This window comes from Coleofasciculus sp. G3-WIS-01 (genome assembly GCF_040223135.1).
GTDB lineage: Bacteria > Cyanobacteriota > Cyanobacteriia > Cyanobacteriales > Coleofasciculaceae > Coleofasciculus.
Genome location: NZ_JAVJZI010000133.1, coordinates 38,789 through 59,463, shown reverse-complemented (window position 1 = coordinate 59,463; position 20,675 = coordinate 38,789). Strand labels below are relative to the sequence as shown.

Genomic DNA, 20,675 nt, shown 5'->3' with positions numbered 1-20,675 from the left:
ACTCTTTGCCTGCTTTCAAAGAAGTTTGGGTGGAATACAAAGAATGTAACTGCATGACCCTGCCAGCTACTTTAAAACGTGTCGATTACGCATTTAATCGGTGGTTTAAAGGGTTAGCATTAATCTAGCACATTCAGGGGGAGCATCATCCGAAAAGACTTTGCTGTGGAACTATCAACAACTTAAACCAAGTCAGCATTTTGGTCAGGCTCTTAATATGTTGACTCTACTGTTGGCGCTCCCATTGAGAGAGTCAAAGCTTACATAAAATCTCAGGAAACACCTCAAGATTGATTGCCTTCGTTCCTCCGGCAATCCGCTATCCCTCCCCACCCTGCTGACGCTGAGGGTGGGGACTCCCGCGATACGTTGATGATTTGTCATTTTCTCATAGGTCCTCCTAGTTCGGGTAAGTCTACCCTAGCTACCAAACTGACTCAACTTGAACCCAAAGCCGTGATTGTGTCCACAGACGCGATCCGGGCGCAGCTATTTGGTGATGAGAATATCCAAGGGGATTGGTCGTTGATTGAGACGCAAGTGTTACAGCAAATTCATCGATCGATTGCCGATGGAAACCCGGTGATTTACGATGCAACCAATGCCAAACCCGAATGGCGGCGATCGCTGTTGCCCAATATATCCGGTGAAACCGTGCGCTGGCTAGCCTGGTATCTCACCACTCCCCTGGAAACCTGCAAAGCTTGGAACCGACAGCGCCAGCGCCAAGTCCCTGATCAGGTGATTGAGGATTTTTATCGCACATTGCGAGATCACCCGCCTCAAACCAGCGAGGGATTTTTAGCGGTGAATTCGGTCAATATAGCGGATACAGAATTGGAGATCTCGTCAATGTTCAACCAATCAATCGGTAGAGACGCGCCATGGCGCGTCTCTACTTGTAATCTTAAAGATAGGCAGGATTGAAGGGATTCATCGATTAGGATGACTGACGAACATAAGGCTGACGTACCATCGGCTGATTCTCAGCAGGTGCAAAAACCAACGGAAGGGACAACCCCAAAATCGGTTGATAACTCCTGGACCAATCGCATGGCTGGGATTTGGAGTACAGCAACTGATCGCTTGCAGAAACTCCTCCCCACAGAACAAGTGACACAAACCGTTATTGACTGGTTTAGTGTTAATGAAACTCAAGTCGCTAAGATTTTGGCGTCGGTGCGGGAAGAACTACCGACAACCCAAGCGTTGCTGATTGGCAAACCCCAATCGGGGAAAAGTTCCATCGTGCGGGGATTGACAGGGGTTTCGGCGGAGATTGTGGGTCAGGGATTTCGTCCCCATACGCAATATACTGAGCGTTATGCTTATCCGTCCAATGACCTACCGTTGCTGATTTTCACCGATACCGTGGGTTTGGGTGATGTTAACCGAGAAACACCGATCATTATTCAGGAATTGGCGGGTGAATTGCAACAGGATAGTAATCGTGCCAGAATCCTGATTTTGACGGTGAAAATTAATGACTTTGCCACGGATACGCTGCGACAGGTGGCTGAACAGTTACAAGAGGAATATCCCCAGATTCCCTGTTTGCTAGCTGTAACTTGTTTACATGAACTTTATCCGGCTGATGTCGTTGATCATCCTGCTTATCCGCCGGAGTATGAAGAGGTCAATCGCGCATTTGAGGCGATTCAGGACACATTTAAGGGACTTTATAATCGGGCGGTGATGATTGATTTTACCCTGGAAGAAGATGAGTATAATCCTCTATTTTATGGCTTAGAGGCGCTCAGCGACGCCTTAGCTGAGTTATTACCAGAAGCAGAATCTCGTGCCATTTCTCAATTATTGGCACAGGGAGACGCCAGTCAGCAACTTGGTAATCTCTACCGGGATGTTGGGCGACGTTATATTTTGGCATTTTCGATTATGGCAGCAACTCTGGCGGCTGTACCGTTACCGTTTGCCACAATGCCCGTTTTAACCGCGCTGCAAGTCTCACTGGTTGGGTTGTTGGGGAAATTATATGGACAGACGCTGACGCCTTCTCAAGCTGGGGGAGTCGTGAGTGCGATCGCGGGGGGTTTTGTGGCGCAGGCGGTGGGACGAGAATTAATCAAATTTTTACCCGGTTTAGGGAGTGCGATCGCGGCGTCTTGGGCGGCGGCTTATACTTGGGCGTTAGGTGAGGGGGCTTGTGTTTATTTTGGGGATTTAATGGGCGGGAAAAAACCCGATCCCCAGAAGATTCAATCGGTGATGCAAGAAGCTTTTCAGTCGGCTAAAGAACGATTTAAAGGTATAAAGTAAATCTGAAAACCAGCCCGGATTTCAAACTCCGGGCTAATAGCCCAAGTCCATTAAAATGGACTAAAATTCTTATTCAGTCGTCTTCGACTTTAGCTTTCAACCCAAGGCGGTTGGTGAGACTATTGTAAAATAAAAATTTAGTTACTGTTTTTGAGCGCGTTTTTGAGCAAGGATGCGCCATACTGTTGTAAGAATTCATTGGCTTTATAGATGCCACCTGTAACTTTTAAAGGAGTCGGATTCTCGGTTTTCCGTAACTTTTCTGAGGGATAAGCAATAGGGTAGGAAAGTTGAGTGATATTATTATTGCCTTGGTAAGGACGAGTGATCATATACCACCATTGCCCTTGTTTGATTTCCCGATGTAGAACGTAGCAACCCGGATGCCATTGATATCCTTGCTCTTGCCCTAGCCAGACACCACGCACATCAACAGGATCGTAAACTTCAAAGATAGTTTCATTCTTCTTCTGTTGGGGTGTTTGGAGTCTCTGTTCCTTCTGTTGCTTTTCTGTAATTTGGGTAGGCTTGTTTGTAGAAGTCATCAGCTTCTTGTTCCCCCTCTCTGTGTGCTGCTTCTCGAATTTTGGGATCAGGATCGGATACTCGTTCCCACCAAGAACGTTTCTCTTAATTCATTGTCTTTTACTGTTAATTATCAATGCTATCATACAATACGCGATCGCACGTCATACTTAACGACCAAATGCAATCATTTTCCGCTTCTCTCAATATTGTCGCAGACTGTGCGATCGCTCTCACTCACATTTGGGTTAGTTTTGAGATAATCTTGCAGCCAATTACAACCGCGTACCAGTAAATTAGCTAGAGTTAAATCCCACAGTTTCACAGTACCATCCTTACTAGCCGAAGCAATTATTTGACCGTCAGGACTGAATCTCACACTCTTAATAATCCGAGTTGTTGCTGCTGACGAATAAATGCGGCTAGATAATCATGAACTAATTGATACCGATCTGCCGGAATTTCAGGCAAGAGAAACACTAATCCTGATTCAACAAAAATCCTGAGTACCAAATCTAATTTACTCGCATCCGTCGTTAAATCATCAACGAATTCCTTTAAATCCCGTTCTAATTCAGCGCGAGTCTTTAGCGGACGAGTTCCCTTTTCATCCGTCAGCAAATACAACATTAATTCCGCTGCTTGCCGATTCTCAACACCACAATCCTCAATCACAGCTTCGACATAGTGCCTGACTAACTCTTCCTTTGTCCCTACCTCTCTATATTCAGCCAAGGTTTTAATAGTTTCGGCTTGCAGTTGCGCCCCGACAATCTGTAACTCAATGGGTAATATTTCCCCCGTTTTACCTGCTAAATCTTTGACCAATTCATCAATTAAGGCAGGTTCTAGATAAAAGCGCGATCGCGTGGTTAAATCTTCTATAATTGAGCGAGCATCTGCAGGTAAAAAATTCCCTAACCCATACAGCACATTTTTGCCTAAAATATCATGACTAATGACACTCATGCTATCGAGGCGATTGCACTCTAGTAGATAATGGAGGTAATCTTCCCGCAGCGATAAAATTACCTTGACTGATAAAATATTTAGACATTCTCCTAAAAAGTCCCAAAAGGGTCGCCGTTCTGCTAAATTGGGATAAACAAAGAAGAATTCTTCAAACTGGTCAAAAATTAGCACTGTCCTAATATTGTGCTGTTCATTTTGCTTTAACTGTTCCAGGATTTTGGCGTAAGGCGGGGTTTGTGGTGAGGTTGGTGTTTTTCTGGAAAAGTTATTGTCTACATCCTGAGAAGCTGAGGGCGGGTTTTGTTGAGAGGTTAGTGGTTTTCTAGAAACTTTATCTCCTAAACCCGCCCCTACAGAAGAATCGGGCGGGTTTTGTTGAAAGGTTGGTGGTTTTCTAGAAACGCTATCTCCTAAACCCGCCCCTACAGGATTTTTTGCCGTTTTTTCCTCCTCTAACTCATCCGTGACTAACTGCTTGCTCAAGTCATCTACCCAATTGGTATAAACTCGGATTAAAAGAGGTAAATTATTTTGAATACCAATAACTCTGTGCTTCAACGCTGGGATTAATCCCGCATTCACTAGGGAACTTTTGCCCACGCCAGATAGCCCATGAATCACGATTAACTTACTATCATTTCTGCCAATTCGCTCCAATAATCGCTCTAAATCTCGCTGTCGCCCTGATGCGGTAATTTCCGGCGCAACTGTCTCTTGATTATCGGTTTTGGCTGATGCTTCTTGTCGATGGGGTTGGAGTCTTCCCGCACCAATAAAAGCTCGAATGCTATATTGTTGTTCAATAGAGAGCCGCAGTTGCTTTGTGGAAAATGCTGCTAAATAATGCTTTTGTTCAAAATAAAGGTCGCGTAATTCGGTTAAAATTCGGATATATACTAAAGGATGTCCTTTATCACCTAAATCTCTGGCTTGCACCAAATGCGCGATCGCGTCGTGTTTATTCCCTAAATGGCGTTCGGCTTGGGCTAAAAATAGCAAGTTTAATCCCTGAACCCATCGCTTCTGTTCCGGGAGTTGCGCTAAAATATTCACAGCTTGTTGTGCAGCTTGGCGACTATCTTCCCTGCGCTGTTGCTGTAAGGCGACTTCTGCTAAAAAGCTATAATCTTGGGCTAATTTATTGGTAATTCCATACCGTTGATGCAAGGATACTGCCTTTCGCGCTATTTCTTCTAATTCATCCCAGGATTGCATCCGTTGCAAGACTCGTTCGAGTTGGGTAATGGATTTTGCCGCTAAATCGGGGCGGTTTTCTTGTTCAAAGATGTCCAAACTTTGCTGTAAGGGAATCTTGGCGGGTTGCCAATTTACTTCGCGGTGTTTTGTTCGATCAACGGCGTAATAGTGGTATAGTCCAATGTGAAATAATACTAACCCGACTTTTAATTTAGGGTTAATCGTTTCTCCGGGTTCTTCAATAAGGATTGGTTTATTTAGATTATCGGTTTGATTAGAACGAGTATCGGTAAAATTGACATCGACGGCTGGAAACGGGGCGGGTTTATTTACGTTATCTGTTTCAGCCGAAGGGTTAGCTGTAAAACCCGCCCCTACATGGGTTTGTTGTTGCCAAAATTCCAGGCTTTTCTGGAAATAATCTAAGGCTTCTGGACTATCCCCGGCATTTAATCCGCGTAGAAATGCTAAATCTGCCTCAAACTGGGGGGTTAAGTCTAGTTTCGGCTGGGATAATTCTTTTAAGGCTACCTCGAATTCTGAACTAGTTAAGTAATTTAGGTCTAAAACGTTGGCTAATTTATATAAAGATTGAGGAGAATTTACGGCTAAGGCTTTGGCGAATAGGAACTTGACAGCCTGCAGGAGAGCATTAATTAAGTCATCTGTTGGTATCGCAAAGGCGGTTGTTGTTGCCCAACTCTCGAAATCGGGTGCAATTCTCAACAGTCGAATATAAACCCGATCATTCATCCATAAGATGAAAGGAAAAGGAAAATTCTTGCGAAACTCTTCCCGCACCTGATTCATCGCCGCGAACATTTCGTCCACATTGTCTAAAGCGGCAAAGCCAGATACCATAAGGGCAGAAGGCATCTCTTGTCCTAGTTGCGATCGCACGGTGCTAAATAGGGTTCTGTCTTCTGGCTTCAGGTGAATGACTCGGATATCAAAGGTGCATTCCTCTTGCAGTTGCTGGATTAGGCGTTGTTGCAAATACCCATAGTTACAACGCGCCAACATCAGGCAAAACTGTCCCTGAGAGGCTTCCATTGCCCAGGCTAATTCATCTAAAGACTCCTGATTGGCTAGAGTAAAATCGTTCAAGTCTTCACTCCTACATCATTCATTTATTGTAGTGAGTTGAGGGAAAAAGGAACAAAAGATATGACAACTTATTCTGATTGAGGGTTCCTATCGGATTATTTACTACATTAAACCCGATCAAATCGATGTACTGGCTGTGATACATGGTTCCCAACAAATTACTGAAGATTATCCTCCATCATCTTTTAAGATTGGGGTTTAGGTAAGACTTGGAAGACAGGTAGACCAGTAGACAAGGAAGAGTGAGAACGAAAAATAGGGCGTTTCGGCTTTTAGAAGTTAGTTTGACCGAACCTAATTCTGTACGGTTTTTCCCCCTTGTCTTCTTTCCTTCCTTGTCTTCCTTGTCTTGCCCCAACCCCACAGTAAAAAACCTACACCTGTCAGCTGGGGGTGAGGGGTTGAGCTGAAGTTGACACGGATGACGGAGCCTGCGCCCCTACGGTTAACGCTTCACCAACTTCTTCGTCACCTTCCGCAACCGCACCGACTGCGGTGTGACTTCCACCAACTCTTCGGGTCCGATATATTCCAACGCCCGTTCCAAACTCATCTCGGCTGGCGCTTGCAACTGCACCAATTCATCCCCGGTGGCGGAACGATGGTTAGTTAACTGCTTAGTCTTACAAACATTCAAATCCAAATCTTGAGGACGGTTGTGTTCGCCAACAATCATCCCCTTATACACCCGCGTCCCCGGTGTAATAAAGAATACACCTCGGTCTTCGCCATTTTTCAAGGAATAGAATGTCGCCACCCCTTCCTCAAAGGCAATAATCACCCCATTGCGGCGGGTTTCCACATCACCGGAAAGCGGACGATAATCCAAGAAACTGTGATTCATAATCCCATCACCACGAGTCAGGCGCATGAATTCACCCCGGAAGCCAATTAAACCCCGTGCGGGAATCACAAATTCCAATTGAGTGCGACCATTACCACTAACGTGCATATTCTGCATTTCGCCCTTGCGCTGTCCCAACCGTTCAATACAGCTACCCACGGCTTCTTCAGGAATGTCTAGCGCCAAAACTTCGTAAGGTTCGCAGGGTTGACCCTTGACTTCCCGATAAATCACTTGCGGCTGAGACACCTGAAACTCATACCCTTCCCGGCGCATGGTTTCAATCAGGATACCCAGGTGTAATTCGCCTCGCCCAGAGACTAAGAATTTATCGGGAGAATCGGTTTCATCGACACGCAGAGCCACATTCGTCTCTAATTCTCGCATCAAGCGATCGCGCAATTGCCGGGAAGTCACGTAATCCCCTTCCTGACCCGCAAACGGCGAATCGTTCACCGAGAACGTCATCTGCAATGTCGGTTCATCAACCTTAATTAAAGGCAAGGCTTGGGGTTCATTAGGACAGGTAATCGTCTCACCGATATTAGCATTCGCAAAACCCGCTACGGCGACAATATTTCCAGCCGAGGCTTCCTCTAAATCAACCCGCTGGAGTCCATCAAACCCCATGAGTTTACTAATTTTCGTCTTGACAATTTCTCCACTTTCTGTTACTAGAGCCGCTTGCTGACCCGCTTTAATCGTGCCATTATGGATTCTACCAATCACAATTCGACCCAGATAATCCGAATAATCCAGCGTCGTGACTTGCAATTGCAGAGGTTTAGTCACATCACCCACAGGCGGCGGAACATGGCGCAGGATAGCTTCAAACATGGGTTGCATATCCACCCCTTCGCCATCTAAATCGTCTTTAGCGTACCCTTGTAACCCTGAAGCAAACAGGTAAGGAAACTCACACTGATCATCATCCGCCCCCAACTCAATAAACAAATCGAGGACTTTATCCACAGCACCGTATGGATCAGCTTGAGGACGGTCAATTTTATTCACCACCACAATCGGGCGCAGTCCTTTTTCCAAGGCTTTTTTGAGGACGAACCGGGTTTGTGGCATCGGTCCTTCATTGGCATCCACAATTAAGATACAACCATCCACCATACCCAATACCCGTTCCACTTCCCCACCAAAATCGGCGTGACCGGGAGTATCAACAATATTGATTAAGATATCTTTATAGTGAACTGCTGTATTTTTAGACAGAATCGTAATTCCCCGCTCTCGCTCCAAATCATTGGAGTCCATAACGCAATCGGGAACCTCTTCCCCTTCACGGAAGATACCGGATTGTTTGAGTAGGGCGTCAACCAAGGTGGTTTTGCCGTGATCGACGTGGGCAATAATGGCAACGTTGCGAATCGGAAGAGTCATAGAGGCGTTAGGCAATGAGTTGGGAGAGGTCAGATCTCTTAATATAGATTTCTTAATAATTGTAGCTTACTCAAAGGGGAGCCGGGTTGTAGGGGCGGGTTTTACCGATAACGTTTTGCAGACAACCCTTGTACAGACGCGCCATGGCGCGTCTCTACTAAACCCGCCCTTTTTCGGGGTGTCGGTGCATGTTTCAGACGTAAGGCGTGGAACGTCTGAAACCTCATCCCATAATTGAGCATGTCACCGTTGTCGGTTGGGTTGAGGAACGTAGTGGAAGAGATTTTACCGTTAAATAGGGCGCACGTCGGTTAAATAGGGCGCACGTCGGTGCGCCCCTACGGTTTGCGGGCGTCAGGTTAATTTATCTTGTTTAGGTGTGCTACGTCACTACAATGTGGCTGATTGAGAATCGTGCAACAGATGAGATATATCTGGTTTTGTTTCAGAAGTTGAATGATTCTCTCTCCTTTATATAAATGCTTCGCAGCCATTCTAGGGTTGCGCCAGACAGTCCAAATTGAATCCGGTTCACCAACTCCCCCCATTGATACAGTTCTGACAGAGATAGGGATTGCTGAAACTTCTGCTGGTAAAATTTAGCCCAAAAGTCCGGTGCTTTGTACCGATTCTTGCGCCAGCGCCTGCGCCAACAGAGGGTATCTTTCAGCGTGGGCGAGTCTACCCCTACAATTGGTGGGATATCAGCATAACTCACAAAAGTACTGATTCCCTTGCCAACAACGTGGATTACATATCGCCAGCAATCAATGCGATAAATCTCGTCAGGATGGAGATTGAGCAGAAGCGCAATGGCTTCTGGGGTAACAAACCGTTGTAAAGGATGAGTGGCTCTTGATTTTAGATGAAGTGTTGATAACATAAGAGATGCACCCCACACAATGGGGTTGTGTTTTGATAAGATACGGCGATCGATCTTTGGCTTCGTAAACTTAGGTGCGATCGCTTTTAATTTGCTTAGTGTAGACGAAATTTAAACTTTATGTCAAGAGGTGAACGAGTTCGGTTGCGGATTAGGGAACTAGCTGCCAGGGAGAACTGGACGTTGCTGGATGTCGCTGAACGGTCTGGAGTTCCCTATAGTACCATCAAAACCTACGCGCGATCGCCAGGAATGACGATGGTGGATATTGGGGCGCTGCTGAAGTTGGCACGGACATTTGATGTATTGATAGAGGATTTGTTTGAGATTGTGAAGGAGTAGGTCATTTGTCATTCGTCATTTGTCATTCGTCATTTGTCATTTGTCATACTCGCTTCCGAAAAGAAGCAAGTTACGTTTATGTAAGGATTTGAGGAATATTTTATTGATGAGCTTCACACCCGGAAAACGTAGGGGCGCACCGACGTGCGCCCTTTCCACCGACGTGCTAGCGTGAGTTCGGTTGATACTCTGGTGGTAAACCCGGATTAAACATCACCACAAATTGGGCATTCGGCATCAGACGGCGAAGTATGCGAAGATGACCATCAGCATCGGAACGGCTACGATACTGTGCTACAGTGACTCCTTGCATTTTGGGTAGCAGTCGAACCAGCACCCAAGGATAAAGGCGTTCTTTGTAAGGCATAATAAATGTGTCTCCATCTGAAATTGGAGCCAGAGCCAGTGCTAAGAGGTTGGTAGCCGGGATGCACTGGCTTTCTGACCATATGAAGTTATGCCTTCATACTACGGGCAAATTCTGGTTAAGTCAATTTAACCATGAGGATTTTGGAATAAAACAGTAATGACGAGTGTGGGGGAAAAGCTTAAACGCCAGCGTGAATCACTGCATCTGACGCAGCAGCAAGTCGCTGATCAATTGGGTGTGACGGTAACTACTGTGAAAAATTGGGAAGCTGGCAGACATATCCCAAAGCTATACCCCATCCAGACCAAAGCATTGTGTGATTTGCTCGATTTAACCTTAAACGAGTTGGCAGAGTATAGTTAATGATGCCCAAGAGTCAGACAGCAAACGTGAGTAACTGATTGGGAAAGGAATGTAGGTAAAGGCAAGACGCGATCGCTTAAAAATGGCTAATTTGGGAGAAAAGCTAAAACAACGACGAGAATCGTTGAATTTGACGCAACGGCAACTACCTCATGAATTAGATGTAATGATAACAATGGTGCAAAACTGGGAAGCTGGCAGGCACATTCCCAAGCTATACCCAGCACAAAGGAAAATATTGTGTGATTTGCTAAGCCTTACCTTGGAAGAGTTAGCCGAGTGGCATATTTAGTTGAGTTGTGGGTTATGAAAATTAACTAAGATTTAACCTTAGAAGTTACGCTCCGCTAACATGCCACTACTGGCTCGGCACGCTTACGTTACTGCCCCCTAGTTTTCAGTATCTCTATAATTGATAATAAACACCATTTTGGAGCATATCACTAATGCCACTTGCGCCAGCCGAAAAAAAAATGTGGGAAACTCACCCAGAGAAAGATCCCAAGAAAATGTCTGACGATGAGATTAATGCCAAGTATGAGAAACGAGAAAGAAGAATACTCACTGAAATGAATCGTGAGAAGCTGCCCAGTTTTGCCGATGCGCTCAAAAAACCTGGCTATATGGAGATTAGACCATTTTTCCAGCGTAGACCCCGTTGGAATAAAAAAATGCAATCACGCCTAATTGAGTCATTTCTAATCAACATTCCTGTTCCACCCATTATTCTGTACGAAAAGGAATATAACTCCTATGAAGTCATGGATGGTCAACAGAGAATCACTACCATTCAAGATTTTTACGACAACAAACTCAAATTGACAGATTTAGAACTTTGGCCCGAACTAGAAGGATGCACTTATAATCAACTTCCCGAAAAAATAAAGGCAGGAATTGATCGTCGGTCTATTTCATCTATAGTGCTGATCACGGAATCAGCCTCTGACCCCGAAGAAGCACTTTTCTTAAAACAGCTTGCTTTTGAACGCCTTAATACTGGAGGAGTGGCTCTAAGTCGTCAAGAAGTGCGAAACTGTTTATATTCCGGAGATTTTAACGATCTATTGGTCGAACTCGCTAAAAATCCTATATTTGCCCGATCTTGGGGAATACCCATTGACGACAAGGAAGCACTTGAGAAAAACAGTTTATACAAAAAAATGGAAGAGGTGGAATTAGTTCTTCGCTTTTTTGCTCTGCGTAATTATCATCAATTCCATGGAAAATTAGAGGAATTTCTTGATAAATACATGATTAAAAGTCTAAAATTTACCAAAGAAGACATTGTTTTTTTGAAAGATATATTCGTGAGAACTATTTCTATTGTCAACCAAGTTTATGAAGATAATTTATTTAATCCGAAACAATTTGAACCCAATAATATGAACTTTCAAGATCAGCCCTACAAAGCCTATTATGATGCGGTGATGGTGGGGTTTAGCAATCATTTAGATAGTGAGGATGTTTTAATTGCTCGAAAACAAAAAGTAATTGAAGCAACTCAAAAACTCTTTGAAGAAGACAAAAATAAACTTTTAACAGGTAAAGGAAAAACGAAAGCGGATATTCAGAAACGACTGGGACTATTCGATGATATGCTTGCTCAAGTCATCAACGAATAAGTTATGATGTTTCAAGAGCTTCTGAAAACCGTACAGATCAATATTTCTACTGTTCGTTCTATTATCCAAGTTAACGAAAGACTTAGAGAAAATGTTTTTGGAATCAAGAGTATAATCGCACAGGAACGGGGAACGCAAGCAAACTCTATCATTGATGAACTAACACAGAATGCCCCAGAAGCTAGAAACTGGAGAATTTACGATCATTGTGCTGTAGTAACACGCTTATACGCCATTTATGAGCGTTTTGTTGAAGACTTAATTCGAGAATGGATACAACTTCTGCCAGATTTATTTCCAGTTTATGCAGATTTGGGAGACAGAATTTGTAATACACATCGAGTAGGTGTAGCCCGGTTACTGTTAGATATAACAAAAAATAGATTTGGACATCTTTCTGTTGAAGAGGTTATTCGAGGATTATTTTATGGAGCTAGTGGTACTGGAGAAAAGTATGAACTACTCCCGGATGCATTTCTATTGCACGAGCAGAACTTACGCAAAAATACTTTAGATAAATTATTCGCTGATGCTGGTATTTCCCAGGCTTGGAGCTGGGTTGAAAAGCATAGAAAAATTAAGTATTTTGTTGAAGAAATTAGAGGGAGTGAAAATACAGCAGAAGGAGAACTCAATGAACTTATTGACTATCGAAATGATGCTGCCCACGGTGCTTTCATCGATACTATATTAAGTTCAAATGCACTGCTAGAATTGTGTGATTTTGTTGAAGCTTTATGTCAAGCGCTAGCTGAGTTGGTGACTTGTCAAATTATTGAACAGCAAACATCAACAGGTCAGGCTCAAGAAATTGGTCGAATTACGAAATGGTTGAAGAAACGCCAAGCGGCAGTTGCTAAGGTAGAGGAAACGACTTTATCAGTTGGAACAAGTGTTTTTCTTATGGGTGAAGCATACTGTCAATTGGCAAGGATTCAAAGTATTCGCATTAATGATGCTGATCAGGAGTCAGTACAGACAATCAGTGGCATGGAAGTGGGATTAAAATTTGATGTAGAAGCCCGAAACAACTTACGTTTATATGTGGTTAAATAAGCGAGGGCTAGTCTGTCAAACTAGGATAATTTTGACAAGGGCGATCGCGGCCTCAATCTCAAACCAAAAGAGCGGGATTATTCTCTGATTAATAAATTATCATTTTGCCGTTAGTCGATAATCTCAGTCCTGGGAAATTCATCCCACATTCTCTTCAGACTATGCCAAAATCGATGATATGTATCATGAATTTTGAGCAATGACTTGGTCTTCTGGACAGAAGTTGCATGGCAACAATTATATTCTGGAAAAAGAATTAAAACGCGGACAATTTAGCGTTACCTATCTAGCTAGCGATCGCAAGAAAACTCAATGGGTGGTCAAAACCCTGAGTGATCAGTTGATCCACGACTTCAGCCAACCGGAAGTCGATCAGCTTCAGGAAACGTTTTTGTGCGAAGCTGTAAAGCTGGTAAAATGCCGACATCCTAATCTGGTGCAAGTTAAAGAACCGTTGGTCGAAGGACACCAGGTTGGCATGGTTATGGAGTATCTCGATGGTGTCGATTTAGCCAGCCACGCCCAAAAGGGTTTGCCAGAATCAGAAGCGCTGCTTTATATCCAACAAATTGGCGAAGCGCTGAAAGTGATTCACGAGGCGGGGTTAATCCATCGGGATGTAAAGCCAAGTAATATTCGGTTACGAACGGGTCAATCAGAAGCCGTGTTAATTGATTTTGGCTTAGCGCGAGAATGTAATGATGCATCAACAACGGTTGATACTCATACAGCCGATGGGTTTGATGCCCTAGAGCTTTATAATGTAGAAACTCCCCTAGGAGCTTATACGGATGTTTATTCATTAGCCGCAACGCTATACTTTTTAGTTACGGGAGAAATTCCGCCAACGGCAATGGATCGCTGTCTGTCTAAAGCGCGATTAATTCCGCCAAAACAGATCAATGAACAAATTAGCGATCGCACCAATGAAGTGATCCTCATCGGTATGGCGCTACAGGTTGATGAACGCCCTCAAACCATACAGGAATGGCTAGATTTACTGGGATTGCAGCGCCAAATTCCTGGAGCAAAACGCCAGAAGTCTCCCCTGATCTGGATTGCTGCGATCGCCGCCGTCGTTGGTGTGTTAGGTCTAATTGCGGCTTGGTTCTTGTTTAAACCTGCATCAATCCCTCAACAACCCACACCGGTGCAAACACCAGTCTCTTCCGTGATGCATACCCCAGCGAGTAACGTTTACCCAATGACATTTTGGTCAAAGGTTTAACCGATATCCTCCGTCTTATGTCAAGGATGAAGGGTCATACCTCACGCCAATCCCTTTGCCGTTATATTTTTTTAACCAGGGTTTATTTTTTTTAAGAAATCTGGACATTAGCACCATTACTGTCAAACTAAATAATATCTCTACGTTGTAGGAGATTTGGCAGTGGACTATGAAATTCGCTACAAGCCAGCATTTGCCGCTATTTTCCTGACACTCAATCCCGGTGACAGAATCACAGCCCAAGCAGGTGCGATGACCAGTATGGATGGTAGACTCACCGTGAAGACGGAGTTTTCGGGTGGTTTTATCTCAGGCTTACTCAAAAAGTTCTTTGGGGGAGAATCGTTATTTGTTAATACATTTCATAATAAAACGCAACAACCCTTAACCTTGGTTCTCACTCAGTCCACCATTGGCGACATTGTTGGTGTGGACTTGGGCGGACGTTCCTTTTGCTTTCAACCCGGTGCTTATATTTGCCATACCTCTGGCGTCAAACTAAGTGTGCGGTGGGCGGGTTTGAAGAGTTGGTTTTCTGGAGAAGGGTTATTCAAACTTCAAGTTAAGGGTCAGGGTAAGGTATTTTTTGGTGCCTATGGTGGATTGACGAAAAAGCGGGTTAACGGTGATTTTATTGTCGATACGGGTCATTTAGTTGCTTATGAACCGGCGATTCGTATGAATGTTGGCTTAGCGGGCGGTTTATTTGGTTCAATGACTTCTGGCGAAGGATTCATTAATCGACTCACGGGTACAGGAGAAATTTATCTCCAGTCTCGCAGTATTAGTGGTTTAGTCAGCTATTTACAACCAAAATTGCGTTAATATAAAACTCCAAATTTTTCCACAATGAATATTGAACTGTTGCATCAACCAGATAGTGCGATCGCGCGTGTTGTTCTGGACGCTAATGAAGAATTAGTGGCGCAAGCTGGCTGCATGATTGCCATGAATGGTTCCATTAATGCGAGTACCACATTGCGCCAGGGAAAGGGTGGCGGTATTTTGGGCGGACTCAAACGCATGGTGGCGGGGGAATCGCTATTTTTAAGTGTTTTCCGTTCACCAAGGGCGGGGGGTGAAGTCTTTCTCGCCCCTAAACTTATGGGTGATCTTCTCCTCTATGAGATGAAGGGTAAAAAGTTAGTGGTTCAGGCGACATCCTATTTGGCTAGCGAGTCAGGAGTTGATCTTGATCTCGGCTTTCAAGGGTTTAAATCTCTGTTTTCAGGTGAATCCATTTTTTGGTTGAGTCTTAGCGGCTATGGGGTTGTCTTGTTAACTTCATTTGGCGGAATTTATAAAGTGCCTGTCAATGGAGAATATGTTGTGGACACTGGTCATATTGTCGCTTTTGAAAAAAGCCTGACTTTTGATATTACCAAAGCCGGATCGAGTTTGCTGAGTGCCTTTTTGGGCGGAGAAGGACTGGTTTGTCGATTTAAAGGACAAGGAAACGTCTATTGCCAAACTCACAACCCTGGTGCTTTTGGTCATCAGGTGGGTTCTCAACTACCGCCGCGATGATCACAGTAAAATAGTTAAGTTCAGTATCGTCCCTTACTTAACTGTAAGTGGACTGAAGTGGTGGGAAAAATAAATCAAGGATAAATTATCATGAGTCATCAAATTTCCTATAAAATAGAGCATTCACCGTCTTATGCTTCTTTGGTGCTTAACTTGAAAACCAATGAAACGGTTTTAGTTGAATCCGGTGCTATGGCAGCAATGGATACTTGTATAAAAATGAAGTCCAGGTCTAAGGGTGGCTTAATGAAAGGACTTGGGCGAATGGTGAGTGGTGAGTCTTTTTTTATTAGTGAGTTTACGGCTGAAGGCAAATCAGGAGAGTTGTATGTTTCGCCCGGAGTACCGGGAGATATTTGTCATTATTACTTGCAAGGGAATGGTTTAATGATTCAATCCTCTGGATTTGTCGCCGCTAGTCCCACGGTAGAGATAGATACCAAGTTTCAAGGGTTTAAAGGCTTTTTTAGTGGCGAATCATTGTTTTTAATTCGGGCAACTGGGACAGGGGATATTTGGTTTAGTTCTTATGGGGCGATTATAGAAATTCCCGTGGCTGGGGATTATGTGGTGGATACCAGTTACATTGTGGCATTTGAAGATACGTTAAATTACAACGTAGAAATGTTGGGCGGTTTATCGTTTCGTGGATTAAGAACGGGACTTTTAGGGGGGGAAGGATTAGTTTGTCGGTTTAATGGAGAAGGGCGTTTATGGGTGCAGTCGAGAGAACTCTATAGTTTGATTAATTTCTTAACTCCCTTCCGCCCGACGAAGAGTAATAATTAGTATGTAGTAAGCGCTTTAGCGCTTCTAGGCACTAAAGTGCCGACTACATACATACAAATAGCTTGTAGTAAGCGCTTTAGCGCTTCTAGGCACTAAAGTGCCGACTACATACATACATACATACATACACATACATACGAGTCATAATATTATGTATGAATATCGCCAACTAACTCCCACACAACGAGCTGAATTAGTTCAGCAACGTTTGTCTCGTGGTTATCCACCTCACGCGCCTCCCCATGTTGTGACTGACAAGGAATTTTATCTTTTAACAGCAGCTTGTTATGAACACAAGTGCCATGTTAAGGATGAATATCGCCGCCAAGAGTTACTCAATTTGCTATTTGATGCGTTCGTAACTGCTGGGATGGAAATCCGCGCCTGGGTTGTTCTGCCAAATCACTATCATCTCCTGGTACATCTGACTAATTTTGATGAGTTGAGTCGCCTGTTTCGCTTAGTACATGGTCGTACTTCTTATCAATGGAATCGGGATGATAATGTCACCAGTCGCAAGGTGTGGTATCGTTATAGCGATCGCGCTATTCGCTCAGAACGACATTATTTTGCTACCTTAAACTATATCCATTACAATCCAGTCAAACATGGCTGGAGCAAATCTTCCTATGAATGGCGTGAAAGTAGCATTCATTGGTATCTGGAAAATTTCGGACGCCAGTGGTTGAGAGATGCGTGGATTGAATATCCTGTGCGTGATTACGGTAAAGATTGGGATGATTTTGAGGAAGATGGTCATTATTAGAGCGCTAAAGCGCTCACTACGAACGAATTTTCTATGTCCAATGATCCAATAAATCGCAATCCCCCGCCGGGTAATCGCCAACTCCTAATTTTATTGGGGCTATTTCTTGGATTTATTGTGGCTGTTCTCTGGCTGTTGAATCTTCTGGTAAATGGTTTAATTGGGATGATTCCGCCCAGTGTGGAGCAAAAATTGGGTGCGGTAATTGTGCCAGTTTATGAGAAACAAGCTAAACCGTCCCCGACTCAAGATACCTTGAACCAATTATTAGATCGTTTAGAACAGGAACTTCCCCCGGAACAACAAAAAGCGCGGGATTATCAGGTGCTGTATTTGCCAGAGTCTACGGTGAATGCTATGGCGTTACCAGGAGATGCTATTGTTATTTATCAGGGTTTACTGCAACAAGCAGAGTCTGAGAATGAATTGATGATGGTATTAGCCCATGAGTTAGGTCATTTTGCTCACCGAGATCACCTGCGGGGTTTAGGACGAGTCTTGGTGGTACGGGTAGCCTTAGCCTATTTTATTGGGGACGTGGGAGCCTTGCAATCAGTGGCTTCGGCGGCGGTGGAGACAATTGCGCGATCGCAGTATTCTCAGTCTCAGGAAAAGGAAGCCGATGAGTTTGGCTTAATGTTATTAGATGACACTTACGGTCATGTCGCGGGAGCCACAGACTTTTTTGAACGAATGAATGAGAAAACCGGAGCAAATTTTGCCTTCCTGTCAACCCATCCATCACCTAAAAAACGGGTGGAAGAGTTGGAGCGTTTGATTCAAAAGCAAGGGTATGAAATTGGGACGCGATCGCCTTTACCAAAAACCTTGAAATGAACGATAAGTAGTGTCGTGGATAAGTAGTGTCGTGGCACACCTAAAATGGTAGATTAGAATTGTAGGGGCGCAAGGCTTGCGCCCGGTTTAACCCTGAGCGAAGTCGAAGGGTTAAACGTCAAATCTATTCCACAATTTTAGCTGTGTCAGTCCAGTAGTCAAACAAAATTACAGTTGATGGTTTAGATTATAAAGGAACAGGGAATAGATATTGCTCTGGCAATTTCTCGACTTCCCTATCTGACAGCCGTTTGTCAAGAAACCCTGCGAATTTATCCCATTGCTCCCAGTACTTTCCCTCGGATTCTCAAGTCACCCATGGAAATTATGGGGTATCAATTTGAAGCTGGTACGGGGTTTATGCCTTCTATTTATTTAGTCCATCATCGGGAAGATATCTATCCCGAACCGAAGCAGTTTAAACCCGAACGTTTTCTAGAACGGCAATATTCCCCTTACGAGTATTGGGAAGCAAACTAAGTTTTATGTAAGGGTTTGAGGGCGATTTACATAACTTAATATGAATAGCACGCTTCTTAAGGCTGGTGGGCAATGCCCACCCTACTTAGCACAGACTTAGCACAGACAGATAAGAGAGAGCGATTATCATAGAGGATGGCAACAGGATGGATTGATATCAGTTTCCTCCAGTTAGAGTAAATTCTTATGTCAGTTTTCAGTAAAATTATCAGTGTAATTATTGCCGTAATTATTGGCTGTGGCGGTGTACTTGGCGTATTTTATGCCATGAATTATCTAGCCAACACCCTACCCTATAAATGGCAATCGCGAATTCTACCTTGGATTTATCTCGCCCCCGCCCTGCTGGTGCTGACGGCATACTTGATTTTACCCACGCTGAATACAATTTACATCAGTTTTCTGGATCGGCGATCGCAAAATTTTGTCGGACTAGAAAATTATAAGTTTGCTTTCACCAGTGAGGCGATGCTGGTGGCGTTTCGCAATAACCTATTGTGGCTGGTTCTGGTGACGGGGTTTAGTGTTGGGTTTGGCTTGATTCTGGCGGTACTCATGGATAAGGTACGGTATGAACCTATCGCCAAGTCCCTCATCTTTTTACCCATGGCGATTTCTTTTGTCGGTGCAAGTGTGATTTGGCGGTTTGTCTATGCCTTTCGTCCAGCCGGATCAGAGCAAATTGGTTTACTTAATGGTATCATCACCAGCCTGGGATTTGAACCCGTGGGGTGGTTAGTGGAACGTTCGATTAACAATTTTGCCCTAATTGCGATTATGATCTGGCTGCAAACCGGGTTCTGTCTGGTTTTACTTTCTGCAGCGGTTAAAGGGATTCCCAAAGATATTATCGAAGCCGCCCGGATGGATGGGGCGAGTGAGGTACAAATTTTCTGGCGGATTACTATCCCGATGATTCGTTCCACCTTAGCGGTGGTGACAACGACGGTGGTGATTATGGTACTTAAGGTGTTTGATATTGTCTTTGTGATGACGGCGGGGAATCAAGGCACAGAAGTGATTGCCTCGCGGATGATTAAGGAAATGTTTAACTATCGCGACTATGGCAGAGGGAGTGCGATCGCGGTTATCTTATTACTAGCAATTGTACCAATCATGGTTGTGAATATCCGCCGCTTCCGTCAACAAGAGGCAAGTAGATGAAATCTAAACGTCGCCGTAAATCGAATTCTGTGAAACATCTGTCTCATCAGTTGCGAAATGCTTTCAATAGCCTTCCGGTTCATCTGAGTTTAATCGTCATTTCCTTAATTTGGACATTACCCACCGTTGGCTTGTTGATTAGTTCCCTACGCCCGAAGGATGACTTGTTGGAAAATGGCTGGTGGATGGTGTTTCAACATCCCTTTGATTTCACCCAATATCAGTTAGGGAATTATATTGATGTTTTGACAGCGGAAGGAATGGGACAAGCATTTTTAAATAGCTTTACCATTGCCATTCCCGCGACAGTGATTCCCATCGCTATCGCCACATTTGCCGCTTATGCATTTTCTTGGATGCAGTTTCCAGGGCGTCAGTTGTTATTTATTTTAGTCGTGGGGTTGTTGGTTGTCCCCTTACAGATGACGCTGATTCCTGTATTGCGATCTTATAATCATTTGGGATTATCGGGTTCGTTTTTAGGCGTGTGGTTAGCCCATACGGGATATGGTATGCCGTTAGGGATTTATTTACTCAGAAATTATATCGGTTCCCTACCCAAGGATTTAATCGAAGCGGCGGCGGTGGATGGGGCGTCGCACTTAACCACGTTTACTCGCTTAATTGTACCCCTTTCCCTCCCCGCGATCGCATCCTTTGCCGTGTTTCAATTTTTATGGGTATGGAATGATTTATTAGTCGCCTTAGTGTATCTGGGAGGAACACCCGATGTCGCCCCCTTAACCATGCGCTTAACTACCTTGGTAGGTTCTCGTGGCGAAGCTTGGCATTTGCTGACAGCCGGGGCTTTTATCACCATGATTGTACCCCTGATTGTGTTTTTTGCCCTGCAACGGTATTTTGTGCGGGGGATTTTGGCAGGTTCAGTTAAAGGGTAATGTCATTTATCATTTGTCATTTGTCCTTTATCAAG

General features: G+C 44.1%; 21 protein-coding genes and 1 pseudogene. 16 read left to right on the top strand and 6 right to left on the bottom strand.

Features of this window, described 5'->3' with window-relative positions:
* The first annotated feature begins 372 nt into the window (after positions 1-372).
* Both RIM23_RS13330 and RIM23_RS13325 read left to right on the top strand, forming a co-directional pair.
* Positions 373-927 carry an AAA family ATPase gene (locus tag RIM23_RS13330; protein WP_446367737.1) on the top strand — a complete coding sequence of 185 codons (555 nt, stop codon included), beginning with the start codon at positions 373-375 and terminating at the stop codon, positions 925-927.
* A gap of 18 nt (positions 928-945) precedes the next feature.
* Positions 946-2,277 carry a GTPase family protein gene (locus RIM23_RS13325; protein WP_446367736.1) on the top strand — a complete coding sequence of 444 codons (1,332 nt, stop codon included), beginning with the start codon at positions 946-948 and terminating at the stop codon, positions 2,275-2,277.
* A 137-nt stretch (positions 2,278-2,414) separates the two neighbouring features.
* Here RIM23_RS13325 and RIM23_RS13320 read toward each other — a convergent pair whose 3' ends face one another.
* The 5 genes from RIM23_RS13320 to RIM23_RS13300 form a co-directional block, all read right to left on the bottom strand.
* Positions 2,415-2,822, bottom strand: coding sequence for a hypothetical protein (locus tag RIM23_RS13320; RefSeq protein ID WP_446367735.1), 408 nt, complete (start codon positions 2,820-2,822; stop codon positions 2,415-2,417).
* Positions 2,823-2,989: 167 nt separating this feature from the next.
* Complete coding sequence (locus tag RIM23_RS13315; protein WP_446367734.1) at positions 2,990-3,181, bottom strand: hypothetical protein; 192 nt, start codon at positions 3,179-3,181, stop codon at positions 2,990-2,992.
* Positions 3,178-6,078 carry an nSTAND1 domain-containing NTPase gene (locus RIM23_RS13310; protein WP_446367733.1) on the bottom strand — a complete coding sequence of 967 codons (2,901 nt, stop codon included), beginning with the start codon at positions 6,076-6,078 and terminating at the stop codon, positions 3,178-3,180. The genes RIM23_RS13315 and RIM23_RS13310 overlap by 4 nt, the downstream gene beginning before the upstream one ends.
* A 445-nt stretch (positions 6,079-6,523) precedes the next feature.
* Positions 6,524-8,314 (bottom strand): translational GTPase TypA, encoded by a 1,791-nt coding sequence (gene typA, locus RIM23_RS13305; RefSeq protein ID WP_446367732.1) that lies wholly within the window; start codon positions 8,312-8,314, stop codon positions 6,524-6,526.
* Between the two features lie 445 nt (positions 8,315-8,759).
* Complete coding sequence (locus RIM23_RS13300) at positions 8,760-9,197, bottom strand: hypothetical protein (RefSeq protein WP_446367731.1); 438 nt, start codon at positions 9,195-9,197, stop codon at positions 8,760-8,762.
* Positions 9,198-9,317: 120 nt separating this feature from the next.
* Here RIM23_RS13300 and RIM23_RS13295 point away from each other — a divergent pair, with 120 nt between their 5' ends.
* Complete coding sequence (locus RIM23_RS13295; protein ID WP_044210723.1) at positions 9,318-9,539, top strand: helix-turn-helix domain-containing protein; 222 nt, start codon at positions 9,318-9,320, stop codon at positions 9,537-9,539.
* A 166-nt stretch (positions 9,540-9,705) separates the two neighbouring features.
* Here RIM23_RS13295 and RIM23_RS13290 read toward each other — a convergent pair whose 3' ends face one another.
* Positions 9,706-9,906, bottom strand: a complete 201-nt coding sequence (locus RIM23_RS13290; RefSeq protein WP_446367730.1) for a hypothetical protein — start codon at positions 9,904-9,906, stop codon at positions 9,706-9,708.
* Positions 9,907-10,065: 159 nt separating this feature from the next.
* Between RIM23_RS13290 and RIM23_RS13285 the strand changes: the two genes are divergently transcribed.
* The 13 genes and pseudogenes from RIM23_RS13285 (at position 10,066) to RIM23_RS13225 (ending at position 20,640) form a co-directional block, all read left to right on the top strand.
* The gene (locus RIM23_RS13285; RefSeq protein WP_446367729.1) at positions 10,066-10,272 is read left to right on the top strand and encodes a helix-turn-helix transcriptional regulator; all 207 of its coding nucleotides are present in this window, start codon (positions 10,066-10,068) and stop codon (positions 10,270-10,272) included.
* Between the two features lie 82 nt (positions 10,273-10,354).
* A complete protein-coding gene (locus RIM23_RS13280; protein ID WP_446367728.1) occupies positions 10,355-10,564 on the top strand; it encodes a helix-turn-helix transcriptional regulator in 210 nt (69 codons plus the stop codon).
* Between the two features lie 154 nt (positions 10,565-10,718).
* Complete coding sequence (locus RIM23_RS13275) at positions 10,719-11,894, top strand: DUF262 domain-containing protein (RefSeq protein WP_446367727.1); 1,176 nt, start codon at positions 10,719-10,721, stop codon at positions 11,892-11,894.
* Positions 11,895-11,897: 3 nt separating this feature from the next.
* On the top strand, positions 11,898-12,950 hold the full coding sequence (locus RIM23_RS13270) for an MAE_28990/MAE_18760 family HEPN-like nuclease (protein ID WP_446367726.1): 1,053 nt from the start codon (positions 11,898-11,900) through the stop codon (positions 12,948-12,950).
* A gap of 199 nt (positions 12,951-13,149) precedes the next feature.
* Positions 13,150-14,178, top strand: coding sequence for a serine/threonine protein kinase (locus tag RIM23_RS13265; protein ID WP_446367725.1), 1,029 nt, complete (start codon positions 13,150-13,152; stop codon positions 14,176-14,178).
* 162 nt (positions 14,179-14,340) lie between these two features.
* Positions 14,341-15,003: a TIGR00266 family protein gene (locus RIM23_RS13260; RefSeq protein WP_446367724.1), complete on the top strand. Its 663-nt coding sequence runs from the start codon at positions 14,341-14,343 to the stop codon at positions 15,001-15,003.
* Between the two features lie 24 nt (positions 15,004-15,027).
* On the top strand, positions 15,028-15,705 hold the full coding sequence (locus RIM23_RS13255; RefSeq protein ID WP_446367723.1) for a TIGR00266 family protein: 678 nt from the start codon (positions 15,028-15,030) through the stop codon (positions 15,703-15,705).
* Between the two features lie 90 nt (positions 15,706-15,795).
* Positions 15,796-16,494 carry a TIGR00266 family protein gene (locus tag RIM23_RS13250; RefSeq protein WP_446367722.1) on the top strand — a complete coding sequence of 233 codons (699 nt, stop codon included), beginning with the start codon at positions 15,796-15,798 and terminating at the stop codon, positions 16,492-16,494.
* Between the two features lie 151 nt (positions 16,495-16,645).
* Positions 16,646-17,260 carry an REP-associated tyrosine transposase gene (locus RIM23_RS13245; RefSeq protein ID WP_446367721.1) on the top strand — a complete coding sequence of 205 codons (615 nt, stop codon included), beginning with the start codon at positions 16,646-16,648 and terminating at the stop codon, positions 17,258-17,260.
* 33 nt (positions 17,261-17,293) lie between these two features.
* A complete protein-coding gene (locus RIM23_RS13240) occupies positions 17,294-18,097 on the top strand; it encodes a M48 family metallopeptidase (protein WP_446367720.1) in 804 nt (267 codons plus the stop codon).
* 222 nt (positions 18,098-18,319) lie between these two features.
* Positions 18,320-18,562: pseudogene (locus RIM23_RS13235) on the top strand (cytochrome P450); the annotation flags it as partial.
* A gap of 201 nt (positions 18,563-18,763) precedes the next feature.
* Positions 18,764-19,741 carry a carbohydrate ABC transporter permease gene (locus tag RIM23_RS13230; protein WP_446367719.1) on the top strand — a complete coding sequence of 326 codons (978 nt, stop codon included), beginning with the start codon at positions 18,764-18,766 and terminating at the stop codon, positions 19,739-19,741.
* The gene (locus RIM23_RS13225) at positions 19,738-20,640 is read left to right on the top strand and encodes a carbohydrate ABC transporter permease (protein WP_446367718.1); all 903 of its coding nucleotides are present in this window, start codon (positions 19,738-19,740) and stop codon (positions 20,638-20,640) included. The genes RIM23_RS13230 and RIM23_RS13225 overlap by 4 nt, the downstream gene beginning before the upstream one ends.
* Positions 20,641-20,675 lie beyond the last annotated feature (35 nt).

Coding starts and splice junctions, on each gene's coding strand:
- RIM23_RS13330 (WP_446367737.1), top strand. CDS start 373: ATGATTTGTCATTTTCTCATAGGTCCTCCTAGTTCGGGTAAGTCTACC.
- RIM23_RS13325 (WP_446367736.1), top strand. CDS start 946: ATGACTGACGAACATAAGGCTGACGTACCATCGGCTGATTCTCAGCAG.
- RIM23_RS13320 (WP_446367735.1), bottom strand. CDS start 2,822: ATGACTTCTACAAACAAGCCTACCCAAATTACAGAAAAGCAACAGAAG.
- typA (WP_446367732.1), bottom strand. CDS start 8,314: ATGACTCTTCCGATTCGCAACGTTGCCATTATTGCCCACGTCGATCAC.
- RIM23_RS13300 (WP_446367731.1), bottom strand. CDS start 9,197: ATGTTATCAACACTTCATCTAAAATCAAGAGCCACTCATCCTTTACAA.
- RIM23_RS13295 (WP_044210723.1), top strand. CDS start 9,318: ATGTCAAGAGGTGAACGAGTTCGGTTGCGGATTAGGGAACTAGCTGCC.
- RIM23_RS13290 (WP_446367730.1), bottom strand. CDS start 9,906: ATGCCTTACAAAGAACGCCTTTATCCTTGGGTGCTGGTTCGACTGCTA.
- RIM23_RS13285 (WP_446367729.1), top strand. CDS start 10,066: ATGACGAGTGTGGGGGAAAAGCTTAAACGCCAGCGTGAATCACTGCAT.
- RIM23_RS13280 (WP_446367728.1), top strand. CDS start 10,355: ATGGCTAATTTGGGAGAAAAGCTAAAACAACGACGAGAATCGTTGAAT.
- RIM23_RS13275 (WP_446367727.1), top strand. CDS start 10,719: ATGCCACTTGCGCCAGCCGAAAAAAAAATGTGGGAAACTCACCCAGAG.
- RIM23_RS13270 (WP_446367726.1), top strand. CDS start 11,898: ATGATGTTTCAAGAGCTTCTGAAAACCGTACAGATCAATATTTCTACT.
- RIM23_RS13265 (WP_446367725.1), top strand. CDS start 13,150: ATGACTTGGTCTTCTGGACAGAAGTTGCATGGCAACAATTATATTCTG.
- RIM23_RS13255 (WP_446367723.1), top strand. CDS start 15,028: ATGAATATTGAACTGTTGCATCAACCAGATAGTGCGATCGCGCGTGTT.
- RIM23_RS13250 (WP_446367722.1), top strand. CDS start 15,796: ATGAGTCATCAAATTTCCTATAAAATAGAGCATTCACCGTCTTATGCT.
- RIM23_RS13245 (WP_446367721.1), top strand. CDS start 16,646: ATGTATGAATATCGCCAACTAACTCCCACACAACGAGCTGAATTAGTT.
- RIM23_RS13240 (WP_446367720.1), top strand. CDS start 17,294: ATGTCCAATGATCCAATAAATCGCAATCCCCCGCCGGGTAATCGCCAA.
- RIM23_RS13230 (WP_446367719.1), top strand. CDS start 18,764: ATGTCAGTTTTCAGTAAAATTATCAGTGTAATTATTGCCGTAATTATT.
- RIM23_RS13225 (WP_446367718.1), top strand. CDS start 19,738: ATGAAATCTAAACGTCGCCGTAAATCGAATTCTGTGAAACATCTGTCT.